The sequence below is a fragment of the Sphingomonas flavida genome (genome assembly GCF_036663655.1).
Lineage (GTDB): Bacteria > Pseudomonadota > Alphaproteobacteria > Sphingomonadales > Sphingomonadaceae > Sphingomonas.
In genome coordinates this window covers 207,724-224,379 of sequence record NZ_JAXOJH010000004.1, presented here as the reverse complement: position 1 = coordinate 224,379, position 16,656 = coordinate 207,724, and the positions used below count along the sequence as shown (strand labels likewise).

The following is a 16,656-nucleotide window of genomic DNA, read 5'->3' as shown; positions in this document are numbered from 1 at the left end:
ATTTGAGATGGCAGTGACCGATCCCCTGGGTGACTTGCTCACCCGCATCCGCAACGGCCAGCGCGCGCGCAAGGACTCCGTCCTGACGCCTGCGTCGAAGCTGCGCGTCCGCGTGCTCGACGTGCTTCAGCGCGAAGGCTATATCCGTGGTTACAGCGAAGAGCAGATGGGCCCCGCGGCCGGCATCCGCATCGAGCTGAAGTATTTCGAGGGCCAGCCTGCGATCAAGCATGTTGCGCGCATCTCGAAGCCTGGCCGCCGTATCTATTCGGGCGCGCAGGAGCTTCCGCGCGTTCGCAACGGCCTGGGCATCACCATCGTGTCGACGCCGCGTGGCGTTCTGTCGGACGCCGAAGCGCGCGAGCAGAATGTCGGCGGCGAAGTCCTGGCGGAGGTGTTCTGATGAGCCGCATCGGTAAGAAGGCGGTCCCGGTTCCGGCCGGCGTCACCGCAACCATCGCCGACAAGGTGCTGAGCGTGAAGGGTCCCAAGGGTACCCTGACCATGCCGCTCGCCGACGAGATCACCTATGACGTCCAGTCGGACGCCATTGCGGTGCAGCCTGCCAACGCCACGAAGCGCGCTCGCGCGTTCTGGGGCATGCAGCGCACCATGGTGCAGAACCTCGTCACCGGCGTGACCGCGGGCTTCTCGAAGAAGCTGGTCATCACCGGCGTCGGCTACCGCGCCGCGGCCCAGGGCAAGAACCTGAAGCTGCAGCTCGGCTACAGCCACGACGTCAACATCGAGGTGCCGGAAGGCATCGAGGTGAAGACGCCGGACGCCACCACCGTCGAAATCAGCGGCGCGGACAAGCAGAAGGTCGGCCAGCTGGCCGCCGAGATCCGCCGCTGGCGCAAGCCCGAGCCGTATAAGGGCAAGGGCATCAAGTACGACGGCGAGTTCATCTTCCGCAAGGAAGGGAAGAAGAAGTAATGACCAAGGGTCTCTCTCTTTTCGAGAAGCGCCGTCGGCGCAACCGTACCGCGCTGCGTGCGCGTGCGGGCACCCGTCCGCGCCTGTCGGTGCATCGCTCGGGCAAGCACATCTATGCCCAGGTGATCGACGACGAGGCAGGTCGTACCGTGGCTTCGGCCTCGACGCTGGAAAAGGACGCACGCGGCCAGTCGGGCGCGAACGTCGCAGCAGCGACCGAAGTCGGCAAGCGCGTGGCCGAGATGGCCAAGGCCGCCGGCGTCACGCAGGTCGTTTTCGACCGTGGCGGCTTCCTGTTCCACGGTCGCGTCAAGGCGCTGGCCGAGGCGGCACGCGAAGCGGGATTGGAGTTCTAATATGGCTGACGAGAACAACGTAGCCGTTGCCGGTGCCGAAGGCGCCGCGCAGGACGCGACCCAGGGTCGTGGTCCCCGGGGCGGCCGTGGCCGTGGTCCGGGCGGCGGTGATCGCGGCCGCGGTGGCCGTGACGGCAACCGTGGTCGTCGCGACGATCGTCGCGGTGGCACCGAGGAGCAGGGCGAAGAGCTGATCGAAAAGCTCGTCCACATCAACCGCGTCTCGAAGACCGTGAAGGGTGGTAAGCGTTTCGGCTTCGCCGCGCTCGTCGTGGTCGGTGATGGCAAGGGACGTGCGGGCTTCGGTCATGGCAAGGCACGCGAAGTGCCGGAAGCCATCTCGAAGGCGACGGCCGCCGCCAAGAAGGCGATGGTCCGCGTTCCGCTGAAGGACGGTCGCACGCTGCATCATGATGGCAACGGCCATTTCGGTGCGGGTCGCGTGACGCTGCGTTCGGCGCCGCAGGGCACCGGCATCATCGCCGGCGGTCCGATGCGTGCGATCTTCGAGTCGCTCGGCGTTGCCGACGTGGTGACCAAGTCGGTCGGCACCTCGAACCCGTACAACATGATCCGTGCCACTTTCGAAGCGCTGGGCGACCAGTCCTCGCCGAAGGCGGTGGCGCAGCGTCGTGGCAAGAAGATCGCCGACCTTCTGGGTCGCGGTCACGGTGCCACCCAGCAGACTGCCGAGGCGGAAGCCGCGGCCGTCGTGGAGTAAGCGACCATGGCTACCATCAAGATCAAGCAGACCGGTTCGCCGATCCGCCGTACCAAGGACCAGCGCGCGACCCTCGTCGGCCTGGGCCTGAACAAGATGCACAAGGTCGCCGAGCTTCAGGACAGCCCTGAAGTCCGCGGTATGATCCGCAAGGTGCAGCACATGGTTCAGGTGGTGGACTGAGCCCTGTCGTCACGACAGACTCACATCCGTCACATTGAAGAGTGACAAACACGGGGAAGGGGGCTATGCGGCCCCCTTCCTTTTATCCAGCGGTCGTGATTCTGCGGAGTGACGGCCATGCGCGAAACAAGCGAAAGCGAGTGCAAATCATGAAGCTGAACGAACTTTTCGACAACCAGGGTGCCCGCAAGTCCAAGATCCGCGTCGGTCGTGGTATCGGTTCGGGCAAGGGCAAGACCGGTGGTCGCGGCGTCAAGGGCCAGAAGAGCCGTGAAGGCGTGTCCATCGCGGGCTTCGAGGGCGGTCAGATGCCGCTCCACATGCGCCTGCCGAAGCGTGGCTTCAACAACATCTTCGCCAAGGACTATGCCGAGGTGAACCTGGGCGCGATCCAGAAGGCGATCGACTCGGGCAAGCTGAAGGCCGAGGGCACGATCGACCACGCCGCGCTGAAGGCCGCCGGCCTGGCCCGTGGCGGCAAGGACGGCGTTCGTCTGCTCGGCAAGGGTGAGCTGACCGCCAAGCTGTCGTTCGTCGTGCAGGGCGTGTCGGCTTCGGCACGCGAAGCCGTGGAGAAGACCGGTGGTTCGGTCGACGTGCCGCACGTCGTGCCCGCCGCCGAGAAGGCCGCTGCGAAGAAGGGCAAGACCCGCGCCGCGAAGCTCGCCGCCAAGGCCTGAATCGGATAATTCCGCCGCTGTCGCGGGCAAAACGCCATGACGACAGCGGCGGATTTTTCATCCGGGTTAGACAAGCGCGTCTTCGCGCCTATATGAGCGGCGGGGCGGTTAAAAACGCATCCCGCCGTTTTTCGTTTCCAGGATAACGCAACAGCTATGGCATCCGCAGCCGACCAGATGGCGCAAAGCATCAGCCTGGCGAAATTCGCCAAGGCCACCGACCTCAAGAAGCGGCTGTGGTTCACGATCGGCGCGCTGATCGTCTTCCGCCTGCTCAGCTATGTTCCGCTGCCGGGCGTCGACCCGACCGCGCTGGGCCTGCTGAGCCAGAAGACCACGGGCGGCGTGCTCGACTTCTTCAATACCTTCTCGGGCGGTTCGCTCAGCCGCATGTCGCTGATCGCGCTTGGCGTGATGCCGTACATCACGGCGTCGATCGTCGTGCAGCTCGCGACCTCGCTCAGCCCGCAGCTCGCCGCCATCAAGAAGGAAGGCGAGAGCGGTCGCAAGAAGCTGAACCAGTATACTCGCTACGGCACGGTGTTGCTGACCGCGATCCAGGGATATTTCATCGCCGCGGGCCTCGAGACGCTGGGTGCCAGCCAGGGCATCCAGGCGGTGATCGAACCGGGCATGACCTTCCGCATCGCGGCGGTCATCTCGCTGATCGGCGGTACGATGTTCCTGATGTGGCTGGGTGAGCAGATCACCAGCCGCGGCATCGGCAACGGCGTGTCGCTCATCATCATGGCGGGCATCGTCGCCCACCTGCCGACCACGCTGATCAACCTGCTGGAAGGCGGCCGGTCGGGCAGCATCGACCCGATGCGCCTGATCCTGATCATTCTGGCGGTCGTCGTCCTCGTCCTGTTCATCTGCTTCATGGAGCGCGCCCAGCGCCGCATCCTGATCCAGTATCCCAAGCGTGCGACGCAGCGGGGCATGCAGGCCGATCGCAGCCACCTGCCGCTGAAGATCAACACCGCGGGCGTGATCCCTCCGATCTTCGCCTCGTCGCTGTTGCTGATGCCGCTGACCATCTCGCAGTTCGCCGGACAGCGCGTGGCGGGCGAGAGCCGCTGGGGCGACTTCATCATCAGCCTGAACCAGTATCTGCAGCACGGCAGCCCCGTGTACATGCTGCTCTACGGCGCGGGCATCATCTTCTTCTCGTTCTTCTACACCGCGGTTGTCTTCAACCCGGAAGAGACGGCGGACAATCTAAAGCGCTATGGCGGCTTCATCCCCGGCATCCGTCCGGGCAAGAACACCGAGACCTATCTGGATTATGTGCTGACCCGTATCACGGTCATCGGCGCCGGCTATCTGACGATCATCTGTCTGTTGCCGGAATATCTGGTCTCGGCGCTTCAGATCCCCTTCTACCTGGGCGGCACCAGCCTGCTGATCGTCGTCAACGTGACGATGGACACGGTAACCCAGATCCAGAGCCATTTGCTGGCGCATCAATATGGCGATCTGATCAAGAAGGCGAAGCTGAAGGGCGGTCGCCTGCGCTGAGGCGCGGGCGGATTACAGGGTAAAGAGGGGAGAGTGACGTGGGCGTGAACATCATCCTGCTGGGTCCGCCGGGCGCGGGCAAGGGAACCCAGGCGCAGCGGCTGGTGGCCAATCGCGGCATGGTGCAGCTGTCGACCGGCGACATGCTGCGCGCGGCGGTCAAGGCGGGCAGCCCCGTCGGGCTCCAGGCCAAGGCGGTGATGGACGCGGGCGAGCTGGTGTCGGACGCCATCGTCTCTGCGCTGATCGGCGAGCGGCTGGACCAGGCGGATGCGGAAGGCGGCGCGATCTTCGACGGCTATCCCCGTACCGCGGCCCAGGCCGAAGCGCTGGACGTGCTGCTGGCCGAGCGTGGCAAGTCGCTGGATCATGTGATCGAACTGGCGGTCGACGAAGAGGCGCTGGTCGAACGCATCACCGGCCGCTTCACCTGTGCGTCGTGCGGTGCCGGCTATCATGACAGCTTCAAGCCGACCCAGGTCGAGGGCGTCTGTGACGTCTGCGGCTCGACCGAGTTCAAGCGGCGTCCCGACGACAATGCCGAGACGGTGCGGACGCGCATGGCCGAATATCGCGCCAAGACCGCGCCGATCCTGCCGATCTATGAAGCGCGCGGCATCGTGACGCGGGTCGACGGCATGGCGGCTATGGACGCGGTGGGTGCCGAGATCGATTCGATCCTGGATCGCTGATCCGGGGCTTTCCGGATGACGGGAGGGGCGTTGCCGGGCGGCAGCGCCCCTTTTTCGTTGGGGCTGCTGACCGTTTTTCGCCTGAGTGCCTTCGCGGGTTATGGTCATGTCCGGGAAAAATGGGGAGTTCGACGAGCGCTGGTCTCGGTGAGACATCTTTCCCTCCCCCAGCCCCTCCCGCCTGCGGGAGGGGAGCGGACTGCGGCGGGTGTTGGACTTGCTCGAGGGGGTGCGTTGATCTTTCCGTCGCTCCGTTCAGCCTGACCGAAGTCGAAGGCCACGTGACAGCCTTTGGCGCGGTTCGGGTAATCGACAAGCGCTGCCTCTCGCGCTCGGCCCTTGCGTCGCCTAGACCGCTGGCATGACCGCCCTGATCGCCGACTATTACCGCCACCTCACCGTCGACCTGCGAAGGTCGGACCATACCGTCCGGGCTTATGTCACGACGGCCGAGCGGTTGTGCGGTTTCCTGAGCGAGCATTGGGGGCAGGCGGTGGATCAGGCCGCGCTGGCGCGGATCACGGCCGCCGACCTGCGCGCTTATCTGGCGCGGCGTCGGGGGGAGGGGCTGGCCGCTGCCTCGGCCGCACGCGAGTTGTCGGCGGTGCGGACCTTCCTCCATTGGACCGGGGTCGAGCCGCCCGCGCTGAAAGGGCCCCGTCGCAAGCGCAGCATCCCGCGTCCCCAGTCGCCCGCCGACATCATGGCGCTGGGCGAAGAGGTGGCGGAGGCGGCCGCCGAACCGTGGATCGCGGCGCGAGACTGGGCGGTGTTGCTGCTGCTCTATGGCGCGGGCCTGCGCATCGGCGAGGCGGTGGCGCTGCACGCCGATATCATGCCGCTGGGCGAGACGATCCGGGTGACCGGCAAGCGGGGCAAGACGCGGATCGTGCCGCTGCTCCCCGAATTGCGCGCGGCGATCGAGGCCTATGCGGCGCAGACGCCCTATCCGCTGCCGTCCGACGAGCCGCTGTTCCGGGGAGCGAAGGGCGGGCCGCTGTCGCCCGCGATCATCCGGCGTGCGGTGCAGGGTGCGCGGGAGCGGCTGGGGCTGGGCGGGCGGACCACGCCCCATGCGCTGCGGCACAGCTTCGCCACGCATTTGCTGGGGCGCGGGGCGGACCTGCGCCAGCTTCAGGAACTGCTCGGCCATGCCAGCCTGAGCTCGACGCAAATCTATACGGCGGTCGATGCCGCGCATCTGCTCGACGTGTACCGGACTGCGCATCCACGGGCGTGACGCGTTATCGCTCGCCGTGCGGCTTCCAGCGGATCACGCGCCATAGGTAACCGATCACGATCGCCACCGTCATGACGATGGCCGCCGGGCCGACATACCGGTTGATCGCTTCGAAATTGGCGCCCAGCCACAGCCCGGCATAGGCCAGGATCACGTTCCAGATGGTGCTTCCCGCAAAGGTCCAGATCAGGAACCTGGCCAGCGGCATCCGGGTGATCCCGGCGGGGAGAGAGATCAACGTGCGGAAGGCGGGCATGAAGCGGAAGACGAAGACGACCCACCCGCCATGCCGGACGAAGAACAGGTGCAGCCGCTCGACATCGCGCCACTCCATCGTCAGCCAGCGGCCATGCTTGTCGATGAAGGGCCGGAACCGCTCGTAACCGATATAGCGCCCGACCGCGTACCAGGCGTAATTGCCCGCCGTCGTGCCCGCCGTGCCCCACAGGATCAGCGGCACCATCTCCATCTGTCCACGCGCGACGGCCATGCCGCCCAGGCCCATGATGACCTCGGACGGAATGGGAGGGACGATGTTTTCCAGCGCCATCAGGAGGAAGATGCCGAAATAGCCGCCCCAGGCGATCAGGTTCACGATGAAATCGGTCATGCGTGCAGGGATGTACCGATAAGGGGGAAGGGCGGTTCCCCTAACCCCGCTTGGGCGACGACGAAAGGGCTGGTTGGCATGTCGCGCCCCTTGACGGCGGGTGCCGCTTTGCGCGAACCCGCTGGGCATGGCCGATACCTCCCCAAAGTCGGAGACAAAGGACACGCTGCGCTTCTTCCTGAAGCTGGCGCTGTTCGTCTTCATCCTGCGCAGCTTCATCGTGACGTCGTTCGTCATCCCGTCGGAATCGATGCTGCCGCGTCTGTTGATCGGCGACTATCTGTTCGTGACGAAGTGGAATTACGGCTATTCGCGCTGGTCGCTGCCGTTCGGCGTCCCGCTGTTGCCGGGCCGTATCCTGGGGCGCGACCCGACGCGCGGGGACGTGGTGGTGTTCCGCTCGCCCGGACCGGACGATCATGACGTCATCAAGCGCGTGATCGGCCTGCCCGGCGATACCATCCAGGTGACGAACGGCCAGGTCATCCTGAACGGCCGCCCGATTCCCAAGCAGCGGATCGCCGATTTCGTCCTGCCGCTGACGCCGAATTTCGGTTTCAAGGAATGCGGGCCGTTCGTCGACACGGTCGATGGCAAGCCCGTGTGCCGCTATCCCCGGTTCCGCGAGACGCTGCCGAACGGCAAGGCGTATGAGGTTCTGGACCAGGGCAATTTCCCCGATCGCGACGACACGGTACTGTACACCGTGCCCGCAGGGCATGTCTTCCTGATGGGCGACAATCGCGACGACTCGGCCGACAGCCGCTTCGCGCCGCCGGAGGGCATGGGCATGATCCCGATGAACCGGCTGGAGGGACGTGCCGCGATCACCTTCTTCTCAACCGATGGGTCGGCGGAGTGGATCAAGCCGTGGACCTGGGTGTCCGCCGCGCGCTGGAACCGGATCGGAGAAGGGTTTTGAGCCCGGTCGACACGTGGCTGGCAGGCGTGTTCGGCCGTGCGCCCGGCGACCCGACGCCGTTCCACCGCGCGCTGACCCATGGCAGCCAGGCGGCCGAGAATTACGAGCGGCTGGAATTTCTGGGTGACCGGGTGCTCGGCCTCGTCATGGCCGAATGGCTGTGGGAACAGTTCCCGGCCGAGCCCGAGGGGCAGTTGTCGCGCCGTCTCAACACGTTGGTGACCGGTGCGGTGTGCGCCGATGTCGCGCGCGACCTGGGCGTGCGCGATCATCTGCGCCTGGGCAAGCAGGCGCGTGACGACGGCGCGTCGGACAGCGACAATGTGCTGGGCGACGTGATGGAGGCGCTGATCGGGGCCTGGTATCGCGAGGCGGGGCTGGACGCTGCACGCACCTTCATCCGCAAGGCCTGGGGTGACCGGGTGCACGCGCAGGGTAAGGCGCCGCAACATCCCAAGTCCGCGCTTCAGGAATGGGCCGCCGCGCACAATCGCAAGGCACCGGAATATGTGGTGACCGATCGTTCGGGGCCGCATCACGCGCCGCGCTTTACCGTGACGGTACGGATCGGGCGGACGGCGGAGGCAAGTGCGTCGGGGGCCAACAAGCAGGAGGCCGAGACGGCGGCTGCCAAGGCGTTGCTGGTGAAGTTGAAGGCCTGAGGGAAGGGGCTGGGCGTGGGCTTCGACTTCGCGCAGCCTGAACGGGGGTAGGATTGGACGGCTATGACAACGGCCGTTCGGCCTGAGCGGAGTCGAAGGCCAAGGGAAAGCCTCGCCCCGCTCAGGCCGAACCCGGGATCAGCGCTTGGCGGCGGCCGCTTCCTTCTTGGCCTGCGCCTTGGCCCGGTGGTGGCCGATCGCACAGCCCGCGGCTGCGCCCAGCACCGCATGGCCCTTGCCGACGAAATGTCCGCCGACGCCGCCGACCGCCGCACCCTTCAGGCAGCCCTTGGCCGAGGCCGGGCCGGCAACCGTCAACAGCGCAGCCGCCGACAATGCGGTGAGAAGGGTCTTCATGGCATCTCTCCTTGCTCGGATATCGTGGATGAAAAATGCGCGCCCGGGCTTGGCCGTTCCGTGATCGGACCATTACATTGTGTCCATGTTGGCTGGCCGTTGCGGGAAGGGGGCAGGACCTGTACCGCTGGTCGCCATGACTGAACAACGTTGCGGCCTTGTGGCCGTCGTCGGCGCGCCCAATGCCGGCAAATCCACCCTCGTCAATGCACTGGTCGGCCAGAAGGTCGCGATCGTCAGCCCGAAGGCGCAGACGACCCGGGCCAAGCTGCTCGGTGTCGCGATCGAGGGGGATGCCCAGATCCTGCTGGTCGACACGCCGGGCATCTTCGAGCCCAAGCGCCGCCTGGACCGCGCGATGGTCGCCGCCGCGTGGGAAGGCGCGGAGGGTGCCGACATCCTGGCGCTGGTCGTCGACGGCAAGGGCGGGATCGGTCCCAAGATCACCGCCATCGCCCAGTCGATCGCACATCGGCCCGAACCCAAATACCTGATCCTCAACAAGGTCGACATCGCCGACAAGGCGCGGCTGCTGACCCATGCCGAAAAGCTGAACGAGGTCGTGAAGTTCGACGAGACCTGGTTCGTCTCGGCCCAGACCGGCGATGGCCTACCCGAGCTGAAGGCGCATTTCGCCAAGCTGATGCCCGTGGGGCCGTGGCATTATCCCGAGGACCAGGTGTCCGACGCCACCGAACGCGCGCTCGCCGCCGAGGTGACGCGCGAGCAGCTCTATCTCCAGCTCCATGCCGAGCTGCCCTATGCCAGCGCGGTCGAGACGGAATCCTACAAGGAACGCGAGGACGGATCGGTCGAGATCCACCAGCAGATACTGGTCGAACGCCCGACCCAGCGCGCCATCGTGCTGGGCAAGAACGGCGTGCGGATCAAGGAGATCGGCGCGCGCGCGCGGGCGCAGCTGTCCGAACTGCTGGGGCACAAGGTTCACCTGTACCTGCATGTGAAGGTGAAGCCGGGCTGGGACGAGGATCGCTCGGTCTACAAGGATATCGGGTTGGATTGGGTGGATTGATGTTTTGGGGGTGGTGCTCGGTGAGACACCGGGGCCCTCCCCCATCCCAGTTTCAGGTAAACGATGCCCCGCATCGTTTAGGTCATGCCGGGGGCATGACCGACCTGAAACTCGCCTGCGGGAGGGCCGGGACTAGGCGACCATCCCGCCCAGCCGCCCCAAAGCCCACTCCACCGCCTCCACCACCACCGGATCCGGGTCACCCAGCAACCCGCGCAACACCGGCACCAACTCCGCCGCCCCGCTATTCCCCGCCGCGATCGCCGCATTGCGCATCATGCGGTTCCGCCCGATCCGCTTGATCGGCGACCCCGAAAACACCTGTCGAAACGTCGCATCGTCGAGCGACAGCAAATCCCCCAGCTCCGGCGCGGTCAGCTCGGCACGGGGATGGAACGCCATGTTCGCCTGCGCGGCGGCCGCGAACTTGTTCCAGGGGCACACCGCCAGGCAATCGTCGCAGCCATAGATGCGGTTGCCGATGGCCACCCGGAACTCCTCCGGAATGGGCCCCGCATGTTCGATCGTCAGGTATGAGATGCACCGCCGCGCATCCAGTTGATAGGGCGCGGGAAACGCATCGGTCGGGCAGGCCCGCTGGCACGCATCGCACCGGCCGCAGGTGTCGCGCGCCACGGCATCGGGTTCCAGCTCCAGCGTGGTATAGATCGCCCCCAGGAACAGCCAGCTGCCATGGTCGCGGCTGACCAGATTGGTGTGCTTGCCCTGCCAGCCCAGTCCCGCCGCCTCGGCCAGCGGCTTTTCCATGACCGGCGCGGTATCGACGAAGACCTTGAGGTCGCACCCCGCTTCCTGCGCCAGCCAGCGCCCCAGCGCCTTGAGCTGACGCTTCACGACGTCATGATAATCCGCCCCCTGCGCATAGACCGAGATGCGGCCGATCCGCCCGTGATCGGCCAGCCGCATCGGATCCTCCGCGGGCGCATAGCTGACCCCCAGCGAGATGATGCTCTTCACCTCGGGCCAGAGACTTGCCGGGCTCTGCCGCTGGTGCGCGCGGTCGGCCATCCAGATCATCGATCCGTGCCGCCCCTCGGCCAGCCATTGGTGGAGCCGCGCGGTCGTCTTGGGCGCGGCATCGGCATGGGTGATGCCGACCGCGGCAAAGCCCAGTTCGGCCGCCTTCGCCTTGATCCGGGTTTCCAGCTTGTCTTGCGCCACATCCGCCCGCTACCACAGGGGATTAGGGAGGGACAATCGCGTGGATCATAACGGGCGAGTGGATCATCGCTGGGCGGTCAGCGCCTCGGGCCTCGCCAAGCGATTCGGAGACCGGCGCGTCGTCGACGGCGTGGATATCGCGGTGCCCGCGGGCGCGGTGTACGGGGTTCTCGGCCCCAATGGTGCGGGCAAGACGACGACATTGCGGATGCTGCTGGGCATCATCGAGCCGGACGAGGGGCAACGCAGCCTGCTGGGTTATGCCCATCCCCGCGATGCCAGCGATCTGGTCGGCTATCTGCCCGAGGAGCGCGGTCTCTATCCGGCGATGAAGGCGCGCGAGGCGATCGCCTTCATGGGCTCGCTGCGTGGTCTCGACTGGAAGACCGGGCGGGTCCGCGCGGGCGAACTGCTCGAACAGGCCGGGCTCGGCCATGCCGCCGACAGCAAGATCCGCAAATTGTCCAAGGGCATGGCGCAGCTCGTCCAACTGCTCGGCTCGGTCGTGCATCGGCCGAAGCTGCTGGTGCTGGACGAGCCTTTTTCCGGGCTCGACCCGGTCAACCAGGAACGGCTCGAGGCGCTGATCCTGGGCGAGCGCGACCGGGGGGCGACGATCCTGTTCTCCACCCATGTCATGGCCCATGCCGAACGTCTGTGCGACCGGCTGGCCATCATCGCCGGGGGACGCCGCCGGTTCGAGGGGACGGTGGACGAGGCGCGCGGCACGTTGACCGCCCGCGTGCGCTATCGGCCGCGCGACCCGGACCGGGTGACGCCCGAACTGCTGCCCGCCGATGCGGTGCGCGAGGGTGGGGACTGGCGTTTCCCGATGCCCGACGAGGGGATCGAGCCGGTGCTCGGTCGCTTGCTGGCGGCGGGAGCGGGCATCCTGAACCTGTCGATCGAGCGGCCCAGCCTGCACGAAGCCTTTGTCCGTATCGTCGGCGAACAGCCGCAGCAGGAGATCGCGGCATGAGCCCGACCCGCCGTCTGATACGTCAGACCATGACGATCGCGCGCCGCGATTTCATCGCCACCGTCTTCACCCCGATCTTCCTGTTGTTCCTGTTCGCGCCGCTGATCATGGTGGCGTTCAGCACCATTGGCGCGATGGGCGCGGCGCAGGCGGCGGACCATGGCACCGACCGGGTGCGGATCGTCGCGATCGTGCCGGGCACGGCGGCCACCGCCTTCGTCGCCGCCGATCGCGAGGCCCGCACCATCTTTCGCCGCGACGAGGAACCGCCGGAGCTGGTGACCCTGGCCCCGTCGCGCGATCCGGCGGCACAGGCGCGGGCGGCGTTCGAATCGCGTGATTATGACGCGACCGCCGTCCTTTATGGTCCGCTCGATCGACCGACCATCCTCTACGGCGCACGGGGTGCCCGTGCGGCGGATTATCTGGTGGTGCTGGCCGGTGATGCGCTGTCGGCCGAACGGCTGGGCGGGGCTTTGCCCAAGGTCACGCCGCAGAAACTGTCTTTCTCGCGCCAGCGGGCGACGCTGGGCGGGCAGAACCAGACCGCCTTCCTGGCGGTGTTCGGCGTGTTCTTCCTGACCCTGTTCCTGGCGGGGCAGGTCGTCGGCACCATGGCGGAGGAACGGTCGAACAAGGTGATCGAGGTGCTGGCCGCCGCCGTACCGCTGGAGGCGGTGTTCCTGGGCAAGCTGCTCGGCATGTTCGGCGTCGCGGTGCTGTTCATTGGTTTCTGGGGCACGGTGCTTGGCCAGGTGACGAGCGTGCTGCCGCCCGCCTTTGCCGGGATGGTCGGCGAATTGTCGCCCGCCATCGGCCTGCCGATGTTCACCGTGTTGTTCGTCACCTATTTCACCATGGCCTATCTGTTGCTCGGCTCGGTGTTCCTGACGATCGGTGCACAGGCCTCGACAATGCGGGAGATCCAGATGCTCTCGCTGCCCATCACCATCGTGCAGGTGGGCATGTTTACCCTGACCCTGAGCGGCCTGTCGCAGCCGGGTAGCTGGCTGGCGCTGGTGGCCGAGATATTCCCGCTCTCGTCGCCCTTTGCGATGGCGGGGGTGGCGGCGGCCAGCGATACCTTGTGGCCCCATGCGGTGGCGCTGGCCTGGCAGGCGTTGTGGGTGGCGCTGTTCGTGACGCTGGGCGCGCGGCTGTTCCGGCGCGGGGTGCTGCAATCGGGGAGCACACGGCCCTTCTGGCGGCGCAAGGGGGCGTAACACGCTATTCCTCCCCAAGCCTTGCTTGGGGAGGATTGAGAGTTGGGGCCTTATCTGGCTGGCATGGCCTTCCTATCTTCCACCTATGACCGCATCGCCTTCCGATCGCCGCGCTTTTCTCTCGCTGATGGGGCTTGGTGCCCTGGGCGCGGGGCTGTCCGCCTGCGGGCGTGAGGCGGAAGCGGCGGAGCGCTTTCCCATTGCGATGAGCGATGCGGCATGGAAGGCGAAGCTCGGCCCGGCGGCCTATGATGTCCTGCGCAAGGAAGCGACCGAGCGACCCTATTCCAGCCCGCTCAACAGCGAGCATCGCAGCGGCATCTTCGCGTGCAAGGGCTGCGCGCAACCGCTGTTTTCGTCCAAGACCAAGTTCGAGAGCGGCACCGGCTGGCCCAGCTTCTGGGCACCGCTGCCCCGTGCGGTGGGCACGCATAGTGACCGTTCGTTGATGATGGAGCGGGTTGAGGTGCATTGCAGCCGCTGTGGCGGGCATCTCGGCCATGTCTTCGACGATGGGCCCAAGCCGACGGGCAAGCGCTACTGCATGAACGGCGTGGCGATGACGTTCCGGGCGGGCGGGTAGGTTTTTCGTGGCCTTCGACTACGCTCAGGCTGAACGGAGTTTGGGGATTATGGGCGGAGCGGCATCGTTTGCCGCCAGTCCGAACCGTCGTTCACGCTGAGCGAAGTCGAAGCGCACGTTCCGCGCTATGGGCTGGGCGCTCTCGATCCCGCCGGGAAAAACGCGAAACTTACTGGATCGGCGCTGCGAAGGTCAGGACGCCCGAGACGCGGCCGCTGTCGCGCGAGGCGATCTGGGTGGCGGGCAGGTCGGCGACGCCGCTCTTGTGGCCCGAATAGATGAAACCCTTGGTCGGATAGGCCGAAGTGCCCAGGCCGCCATTGGGACCGTACCAGACCTTGACCATCGACCAGTCGTTGTTCGGCGAGACGTCGACGGCGCGGACGTCGCGCTCGATACCGCCGCGGCGCGACCAGTTGGCGTGGGTCAGGAGCACTTCGCGGTCGCTGACGACCTTGCTGACCATCGCGACATGGCCGACGCGCATCCGGTGGGTGGCGTCGAAGGCGAGGACCGAGCCTTCCTGTGGGGTGTGGCCACGCTCGTATCGACCCTCGGCCTGGCCCCACCAGGTGTTGGCGTTGCCGTGAAGATCGATGCCCGAGACTTCGCGGGCATAGGGTGCGCACTGCCAGAACTGGGCGGCAGCGGGAGCGGCCATCATCAGGCCGCACGATGCCATCAGCGCGAATCGCACTGCAAATGCCTTGAACTTCACGGTGACCCCCCGGTCGGAATGTCGGTGTGAGTGTCGATTAACCGGGGCTAAACGAGATGGAAAGGTGGCCGGGAACCATATCCGGTGAACGGTGTTGCGGCGGCGGTGACCCGAAAAATCGGCGGCGAAACGAGTTTTTCGTTCCTCGTTTCGCCGCCGACAGGGCTCGGCTTATCGTCCGAGCAGGCGATCCACCGTTACCTGCGTCACCGAATGATAGCCGGGCCGCGCCTTGTCATAGATTCGCCTGGCCAGCGCCTGGCCCCATTCGCCCTGTCCCTGAAGCTGCTGGAATAGCGGCGCGACGAACTTGCGGCGTCCCTGCGATGTCAGGAATTGCTCGGCCGACGCTTCGGCGGGCGGATAGCGATTGGCGAGCGCCAGGCGCAGCCAGGCGAAGCGGATCTCGCTATTGCCCGTCTCGTTCCAATGGAACCGCCCGTCGAGTGTGGCTAAGCGTTCGGCGGACAACTGGCGGGGCAGCTGGTCGAGGAAGCGGACATATTCCTGCGTCGTCACCTTGTCCGGCACTGCCGAGACGGGGCCACCGGCGGCGAACGCCTTGGCCGCCGCATCGATCGCGGGGAAGGCGTCGGAGCGGATATGGACCGCATTGGCGGGGATGCCGGGCTGATAGACCCATTGGTCGACGCCGATCCTCGCCTCCTCGCCAGGTTTCAGCAAATTCTTGCGCAGGTCGGCCAGGAAGCCCGCGCTGGTCTGCGGTTGGAAGGCGTGACGATCGAAATAGCCGCGCAGGTAAGCGTCCCAGCGGGCGCGGCCGACGACCGATTCTATCGTGCGCAGGAACGTCGCGCCCTTGTCATAGGCGATCTGCGTCATGCCGTCGTCGGGATCGCGCTTCGCATCCAGATCGAGGTGCAGCTTGGTGTCGGGGGACTGCGGACCACCGGCTTCCTTCACCGCGTTCTGCATGTCCGTCCAGGCGAGATCGGCCTCCATCGCGGCGCGGCGCTTGCCGTACATCGACTCCATGATCCGGTTCTCGAAATAGCTGGTAAAGCCTTCGTTGAGCCAGAAATCGTCCCAGGTCGCATTGGTGACGAGGTTGCCCGACCAGCTATGCGCCAGTTCATGCGCGATCAGGCTGACGAGACTGCGGTCGCCCGCCAGGACGGTCGGCGTGGCGAAGGTGAGCATGGGGTTTTCCATGCCGCCGAACGGAAAGCTGGGCGGCAGGACCAGCACGTCGTAGCGGCCCCAGCGATAGGGGCCGTACAGCCCCTCGGCCGCGGTCACGAACGTGTCGAGCCCGGCAAATTCCCACGCCGATTTGTCGAGCATGGCGGGCTCGGTCCAGATGCCGGTATGCGCGCTGAGCGGCTTGAACTTCAGGTCGCCGATGGCGAGCGCGATCAGATAGGGGGCTACGGCTTTGTCCATGCGATAGCTGGCGGTGTGGCGGCCATCCGCGCAGGGCGTCTCGCCGGTCCGCTCGCCACTCATGACGACGGTCAGTGCGCAGGGGGCGTTGACGGTCGCGTCCCAGGTCTGGCGGATGCCGGGGGAGTCCTGGGTCGGAATCCAGCTGCGGTTGAGGATCGCCTCACCCTGGCTGAACAGATAGGGCTGTTTCTTGCCCGCCGTCTGTTCGGGCGACAGCCATTGCAGCGCCTTGGCACCGGGCGCGGATGCATAGGCGATCTTGACCGTGCGATTGCCGTTCAGCGTGATGGTCAGCGGCGCGCCATGCACCTTGTCGGCGGCACCGACCATATAGGGCAGGGGGCGGTTCTGCGCGTCGGTCACGGTGACGATGCGCAGACCATTATCGTCGACGACTAACTGCTTGGCGTCGGGCCTGGCATCGACCGACAGGGTCGCGATCCCGCGCATTACATGGGTGTCGAAATCGGTATAGAGGTTCAGCGAGACATGCGTGACCCGCGCCTCCAGCGGACGGGCATGGCTGTGTACGTCGCGCGCATCGGGGCTGGTCAGGATCGGTGCGACGACAGGCGCAGGGGATTGGGCGGCAAGCAGCATCGCCAGGGAAGCCAGGGACATGGGCACTCCGAATGGGACAGGATGATTGCA

General features: G+C 66.2%; 20 protein-coding genes. 15 read left to right on the top strand and 5 right to left on the bottom strand.

Translation table 11 applies throughout. The features are described 5' to 3' along the window. The first annotated feature begins 7 nt into the window (after positions 1–7). The 9 genes from rpsH to U1703_RS06770 all read left to right on the top strand — a co-directional run bounded on the left by rpsH (position 8) and on the right by U1703_RS06770 (position 6,329). Positions 8–403, top strand: coding sequence for a 30S ribosomal protein S8 (gene rpsH, locus U1703_RS06810; RefSeq protein WP_320453348.1), 396 nt, complete (start codon positions 8–10; stop codon positions 401–403). Then, on the top strand, positions 403–936 hold the full coding sequence (gene rplF, locus U1703_RS06805; protein WP_320453349.1) for a 50S ribosomal protein L6: 534 nt from the start codon (positions 403–405) through the stop codon (positions 934–936). The genes rpsH and rplF overlap by 1 nt, the downstream gene beginning before the upstream one ends. After that, the gene (gene rplR / locus U1703_RS06800) at positions 936–1,292 is read left to right on the top strand and encodes a 50S ribosomal protein L18 (protein ID WP_056430739.1); all 357 of its coding nucleotides are present in this window, start codon (positions 936–938) and stop codon (positions 1,290–1,292) included. The genes rplF and rplR overlap by 1 nt, the downstream gene beginning before the upstream one ends. Before the next feature lies 1 nt (position 1,293). Further along, entirely contained in the window at positions 1,294–2,013 is a 720-nt protein-coding gene (gene rpsE, locus U1703_RS06795; protein ID WP_320453350.1) for a 30S ribosomal protein S5, read from the top strand. 6 nt (positions 2,014–2,019) lie between these two features. Then, complete coding sequence (gene rpmD / locus U1703_RS06790; protein WP_307103004.1) at positions 2,020–2,196, top strand: 50S ribosomal protein L30; 177 nt, start codon at positions 2,020–2,022, stop codon at positions 2,194–2,196. Positions 2,197–2,345: 149 nt separating this feature from the next. After that, complete coding sequence (gene rplO / locus U1703_RS06785; RefSeq protein ID WP_332785090.1) at positions 2,346–2,876, top strand: 50S ribosomal protein L15; 531 nt, start codon at positions 2,346–2,348, stop codon at positions 2,874–2,876. 156 nt (positions 2,877–3,032) lie between these two features. Continuing rightward, entirely contained in the window at positions 3,033–4,397 is a 1,365-nt protein-coding gene (secY, locus tag U1703_RS06780; RefSeq protein ID WP_320453352.1) for a preprotein translocase subunit SecY, read from the top strand. Between the two features lie 44 nt (positions 4,398–4,441). Further along, entirely contained in the window at positions 4,442–5,089 is a 648-nt protein-coding gene (locus U1703_RS06775) for an adenylate kinase (RefSeq protein WP_320453510.1), read from the top strand. A 361-nt stretch (positions 5,090–5,450) separates the two neighbouring features. Next, positions 5,451–6,329: a tyrosine recombinase XerC gene (locus tag U1703_RS06770; protein ID WP_320453353.1), complete on the top strand. Its 879-nt coding sequence runs from the start codon at positions 5,451–5,453 to the stop codon at positions 6,327–6,329. A gap of 4 nt (positions 6,330–6,333) precedes the next feature. Here U1703_RS06770 and U1703_RS06765 read toward each other — a convergent pair whose 3' ends face one another. After that, entirely contained in the window at positions 6,334–6,939 is a 606-nt protein-coding gene (locus tag U1703_RS06765) for a DedA family protein (protein WP_332785089.1), read from the bottom strand. A gap of 127 nt (positions 6,940–7,066) precedes the next feature. On the opposite strand from U1703_RS06765, the gene lepB reads away from it, so the two are divergent. Continuing rightward, positions 7,067–7,861 (top strand): signal peptidase I, encoded by a 795-nt coding sequence (gene lepB / locus U1703_RS06760; RefSeq protein WP_332785088.1) that lies wholly within the window; start codon positions 7,067–7,069, stop codon positions 7,859–7,861. Next, positions 7,858–8,523, top strand: coding sequence for a ribonuclease III (gene rnc / locus U1703_RS06755; RefSeq protein ID WP_320453356.1), 666 nt, complete (start codon positions 7,858–7,860; stop codon positions 8,521–8,523). The genes lepB and rnc overlap by 4 nt, the downstream gene beginning before the upstream one ends. Before the next feature lie 138 nt (positions 8,524–8,661). On the opposite strand, the gene U1703_RS06750 is transcribed toward rnc, so the two are convergent. Continuing rightward, a complete protein-coding gene (locus U1703_RS06750) occupies positions 8,662–8,880 on the bottom strand; it encodes a hypothetical protein (RefSeq protein ID WP_320453357.1) in 219 nt (72 codons plus the stop codon). A gap of 136 nt (positions 8,881–9,016) precedes the next feature. Between U1703_RS06750 and era the strand changes: the two genes are divergently transcribed. Then, positions 9,017–9,913 carry a GTPase Era gene (gene era / locus U1703_RS06745; protein ID WP_320453358.1) on the top strand — a complete coding sequence of 299 codons (897 nt, stop codon included), beginning with the start codon at positions 9,017–9,019 and terminating at the stop codon, positions 9,911–9,913. A 132-nt stretch (positions 9,914–10,045) separates the two neighbouring features. Here era and queG read toward each other — a convergent pair whose 3' ends face one another. After that, positions 10,046–11,095, bottom strand: a complete 1,050-nt coding sequence (gene queG / locus U1703_RS06740) for a tRNA epoxyqueuosine(34) reductase QueG (RefSeq protein ID WP_332785087.1) — start codon at positions 11,093–11,095, stop codon at positions 10,046–10,048. Between the two features lie 58 nt (positions 11,096–11,153). On the opposite strand from queG, the gene U1703_RS06735 reads away from it, so the two are divergent. From U1703_RS06735 to msrB, 3 genes are all read left to right on the top strand, one after another. Beyond that, complete coding sequence (locus U1703_RS06735) at positions 11,154–12,074, top strand: ABC transporter ATP-binding protein (RefSeq protein ID WP_332785140.1); 921 nt, start codon at positions 11,154–11,156, stop codon at positions 12,072–12,074. Continuing rightward, on the top strand, positions 12,071–13,297 hold the full coding sequence (locus U1703_RS06730) for an ABC transporter permease (RefSeq protein WP_320453360.1): 1,227 nt from the start codon (positions 12,071–12,073) through the stop codon (positions 13,295–13,297). Before U1703_RS06735 ends, U1703_RS06730 begins: the two co-directional genes overlap by 4 nt. A gap of 85 nt (positions 13,298–13,382) precedes the next feature. Next, positions 13,383–13,880: a peptide-methionine (R)-S-oxide reductase MsrB gene (gene msrB, locus U1703_RS06725; protein WP_332785086.1), complete on the top strand. Its 498-nt coding sequence runs from the start codon at positions 13,383–13,385 to the stop codon at positions 13,878–13,880. 169 nt (positions 13,881–14,049) lie between these two features. On the opposite strand, the gene U1703_RS06720 is transcribed toward msrB, so the two are convergent. Then, positions 14,050–14,562: a CHAP domain-containing protein gene (locus U1703_RS06720; protein ID WP_320453512.1), complete on the bottom strand. Its 513-nt coding sequence runs from the start codon at positions 14,560–14,562 to the stop codon at positions 14,050–14,052. A gap of 207 nt (positions 14,563–14,769) precedes the next feature. Then, on the bottom strand, positions 14,770–16,626 hold the full coding sequence (locus tag U1703_RS06715) for a M1 family metallopeptidase (protein ID WP_332785085.1): 1,857 nt from the start codon (positions 16,624–16,626) through the stop codon (positions 14,770–14,772). Between the last annotated feature and the right edge of the window lie 30 nt (positions 16,627–16,656).

What these genes read in the sequence shown, in the direction of transcription:
- rplF (WP_320453349.1), top strand. Translation starts at nt 403, where the DNA reads ATGAGCCGCATCGGTAAGAAGGCGGTCCCGGTTCCGGCCGGCGTCACC.
- rpsE (WP_320453350.1), top strand. Translation starts at nt 1,294, where the DNA reads ATGGCTGACGAGAACAACGTAGCCGTTGCCGGTGCCGAAGGCGCCGCG.
- U1703_RS06730 (WP_320453360.1), top strand. Translation starts at nt 12,071, where the DNA reads ATGAGCCCGACCCGCCGTCTGATACGTCAGACCATGACGATCGCGCGC.
- secY (WP_320453352.1), top strand. Translation starts at nt 3,033, where the DNA reads ATGGCATCCGCAGCCGACCAGATGGCGCAAAGCATCAGCCTGGCGAAA.
- U1703_RS06715 (WP_332785085.1), bottom strand. Translation starts at nt 16,626, where the DNA reads ATGTCCCTGGCTTCCCTGGCGATGCTGCTTGCCGCCCAATCCCCTGCG.
- era (WP_320453358.1), top strand. Translation starts at nt 9,017, where the DNA reads ATGACTGAACAACGTTGCGGCCTTGTGGCCGTCGTCGGCGCGCCCAAT.
- rpmD (WP_307103004.1), top strand. Translation starts at nt 2,020, where the DNA reads ATGGCTACCATCAAGATCAAGCAGACCGGTTCGCCGATCCGCCGTACC.
- U1703_RS06770 (WP_320453353.1), top strand. Translation starts at nt 5,451, where the DNA reads ATGACCGCCCTGATCGCCGACTATTACCGCCACCTCACCGTCGACCTG.
- U1703_RS06720 (WP_320453512.1), bottom strand. Translation starts at nt 14,562, where the DNA reads ATGGCATCGTGCGGCCTGATGATGGCCGCTCCCGCTGCCGCCCAGTTC.
- rpsH (WP_320453348.1), top strand. Translation starts at nt 8, where the DNA reads ATGGCAGTGACCGATCCCCTGGGTGACTTGCTCACCCGCATCCGCAAC.
- lepB (WP_332785088.1), top strand. Translation starts at nt 7,067, where the DNA reads ATGGCCGATACCTCCCCAAAGTCGGAGACAAAGGACACGCTGCGCTTC.
- U1703_RS06750 (WP_320453357.1), bottom strand. Translation starts at nt 8,880, where the DNA reads ATGAAGACCCTTCTCACCGCATTGTCGGCGGCTGCGCTGTTGACGGTT.
- rplR (WP_056430739.1), top strand. Translation starts at nt 936, where the DNA reads ATGACCAAGGGTCTCTCTCTTTTCGAGAAGCGCCGTCGGCGCAACCGT.
- msrB (WP_332785086.1), top strand. Translation starts at nt 13,383, where the DNA reads ATGACCGCATCGCCTTCCGATCGCCGCGCTTTTCTCTCGCTGATGGGG.
- rplO (WP_332785090.1), top strand. Translation starts at nt 2,346, where the DNA reads ATGAAGCTGAACGAACTTTTCGACAACCAGGGTGCCCGCAAGTCCAAG.
- U1703_RS06765 (WP_332785089.1), bottom strand. Translation starts at nt 6,939, where the DNA reads ATGACCGATTTCATCGTGAACCTGATCGCCTGGGGCGGCTATTTCGGC.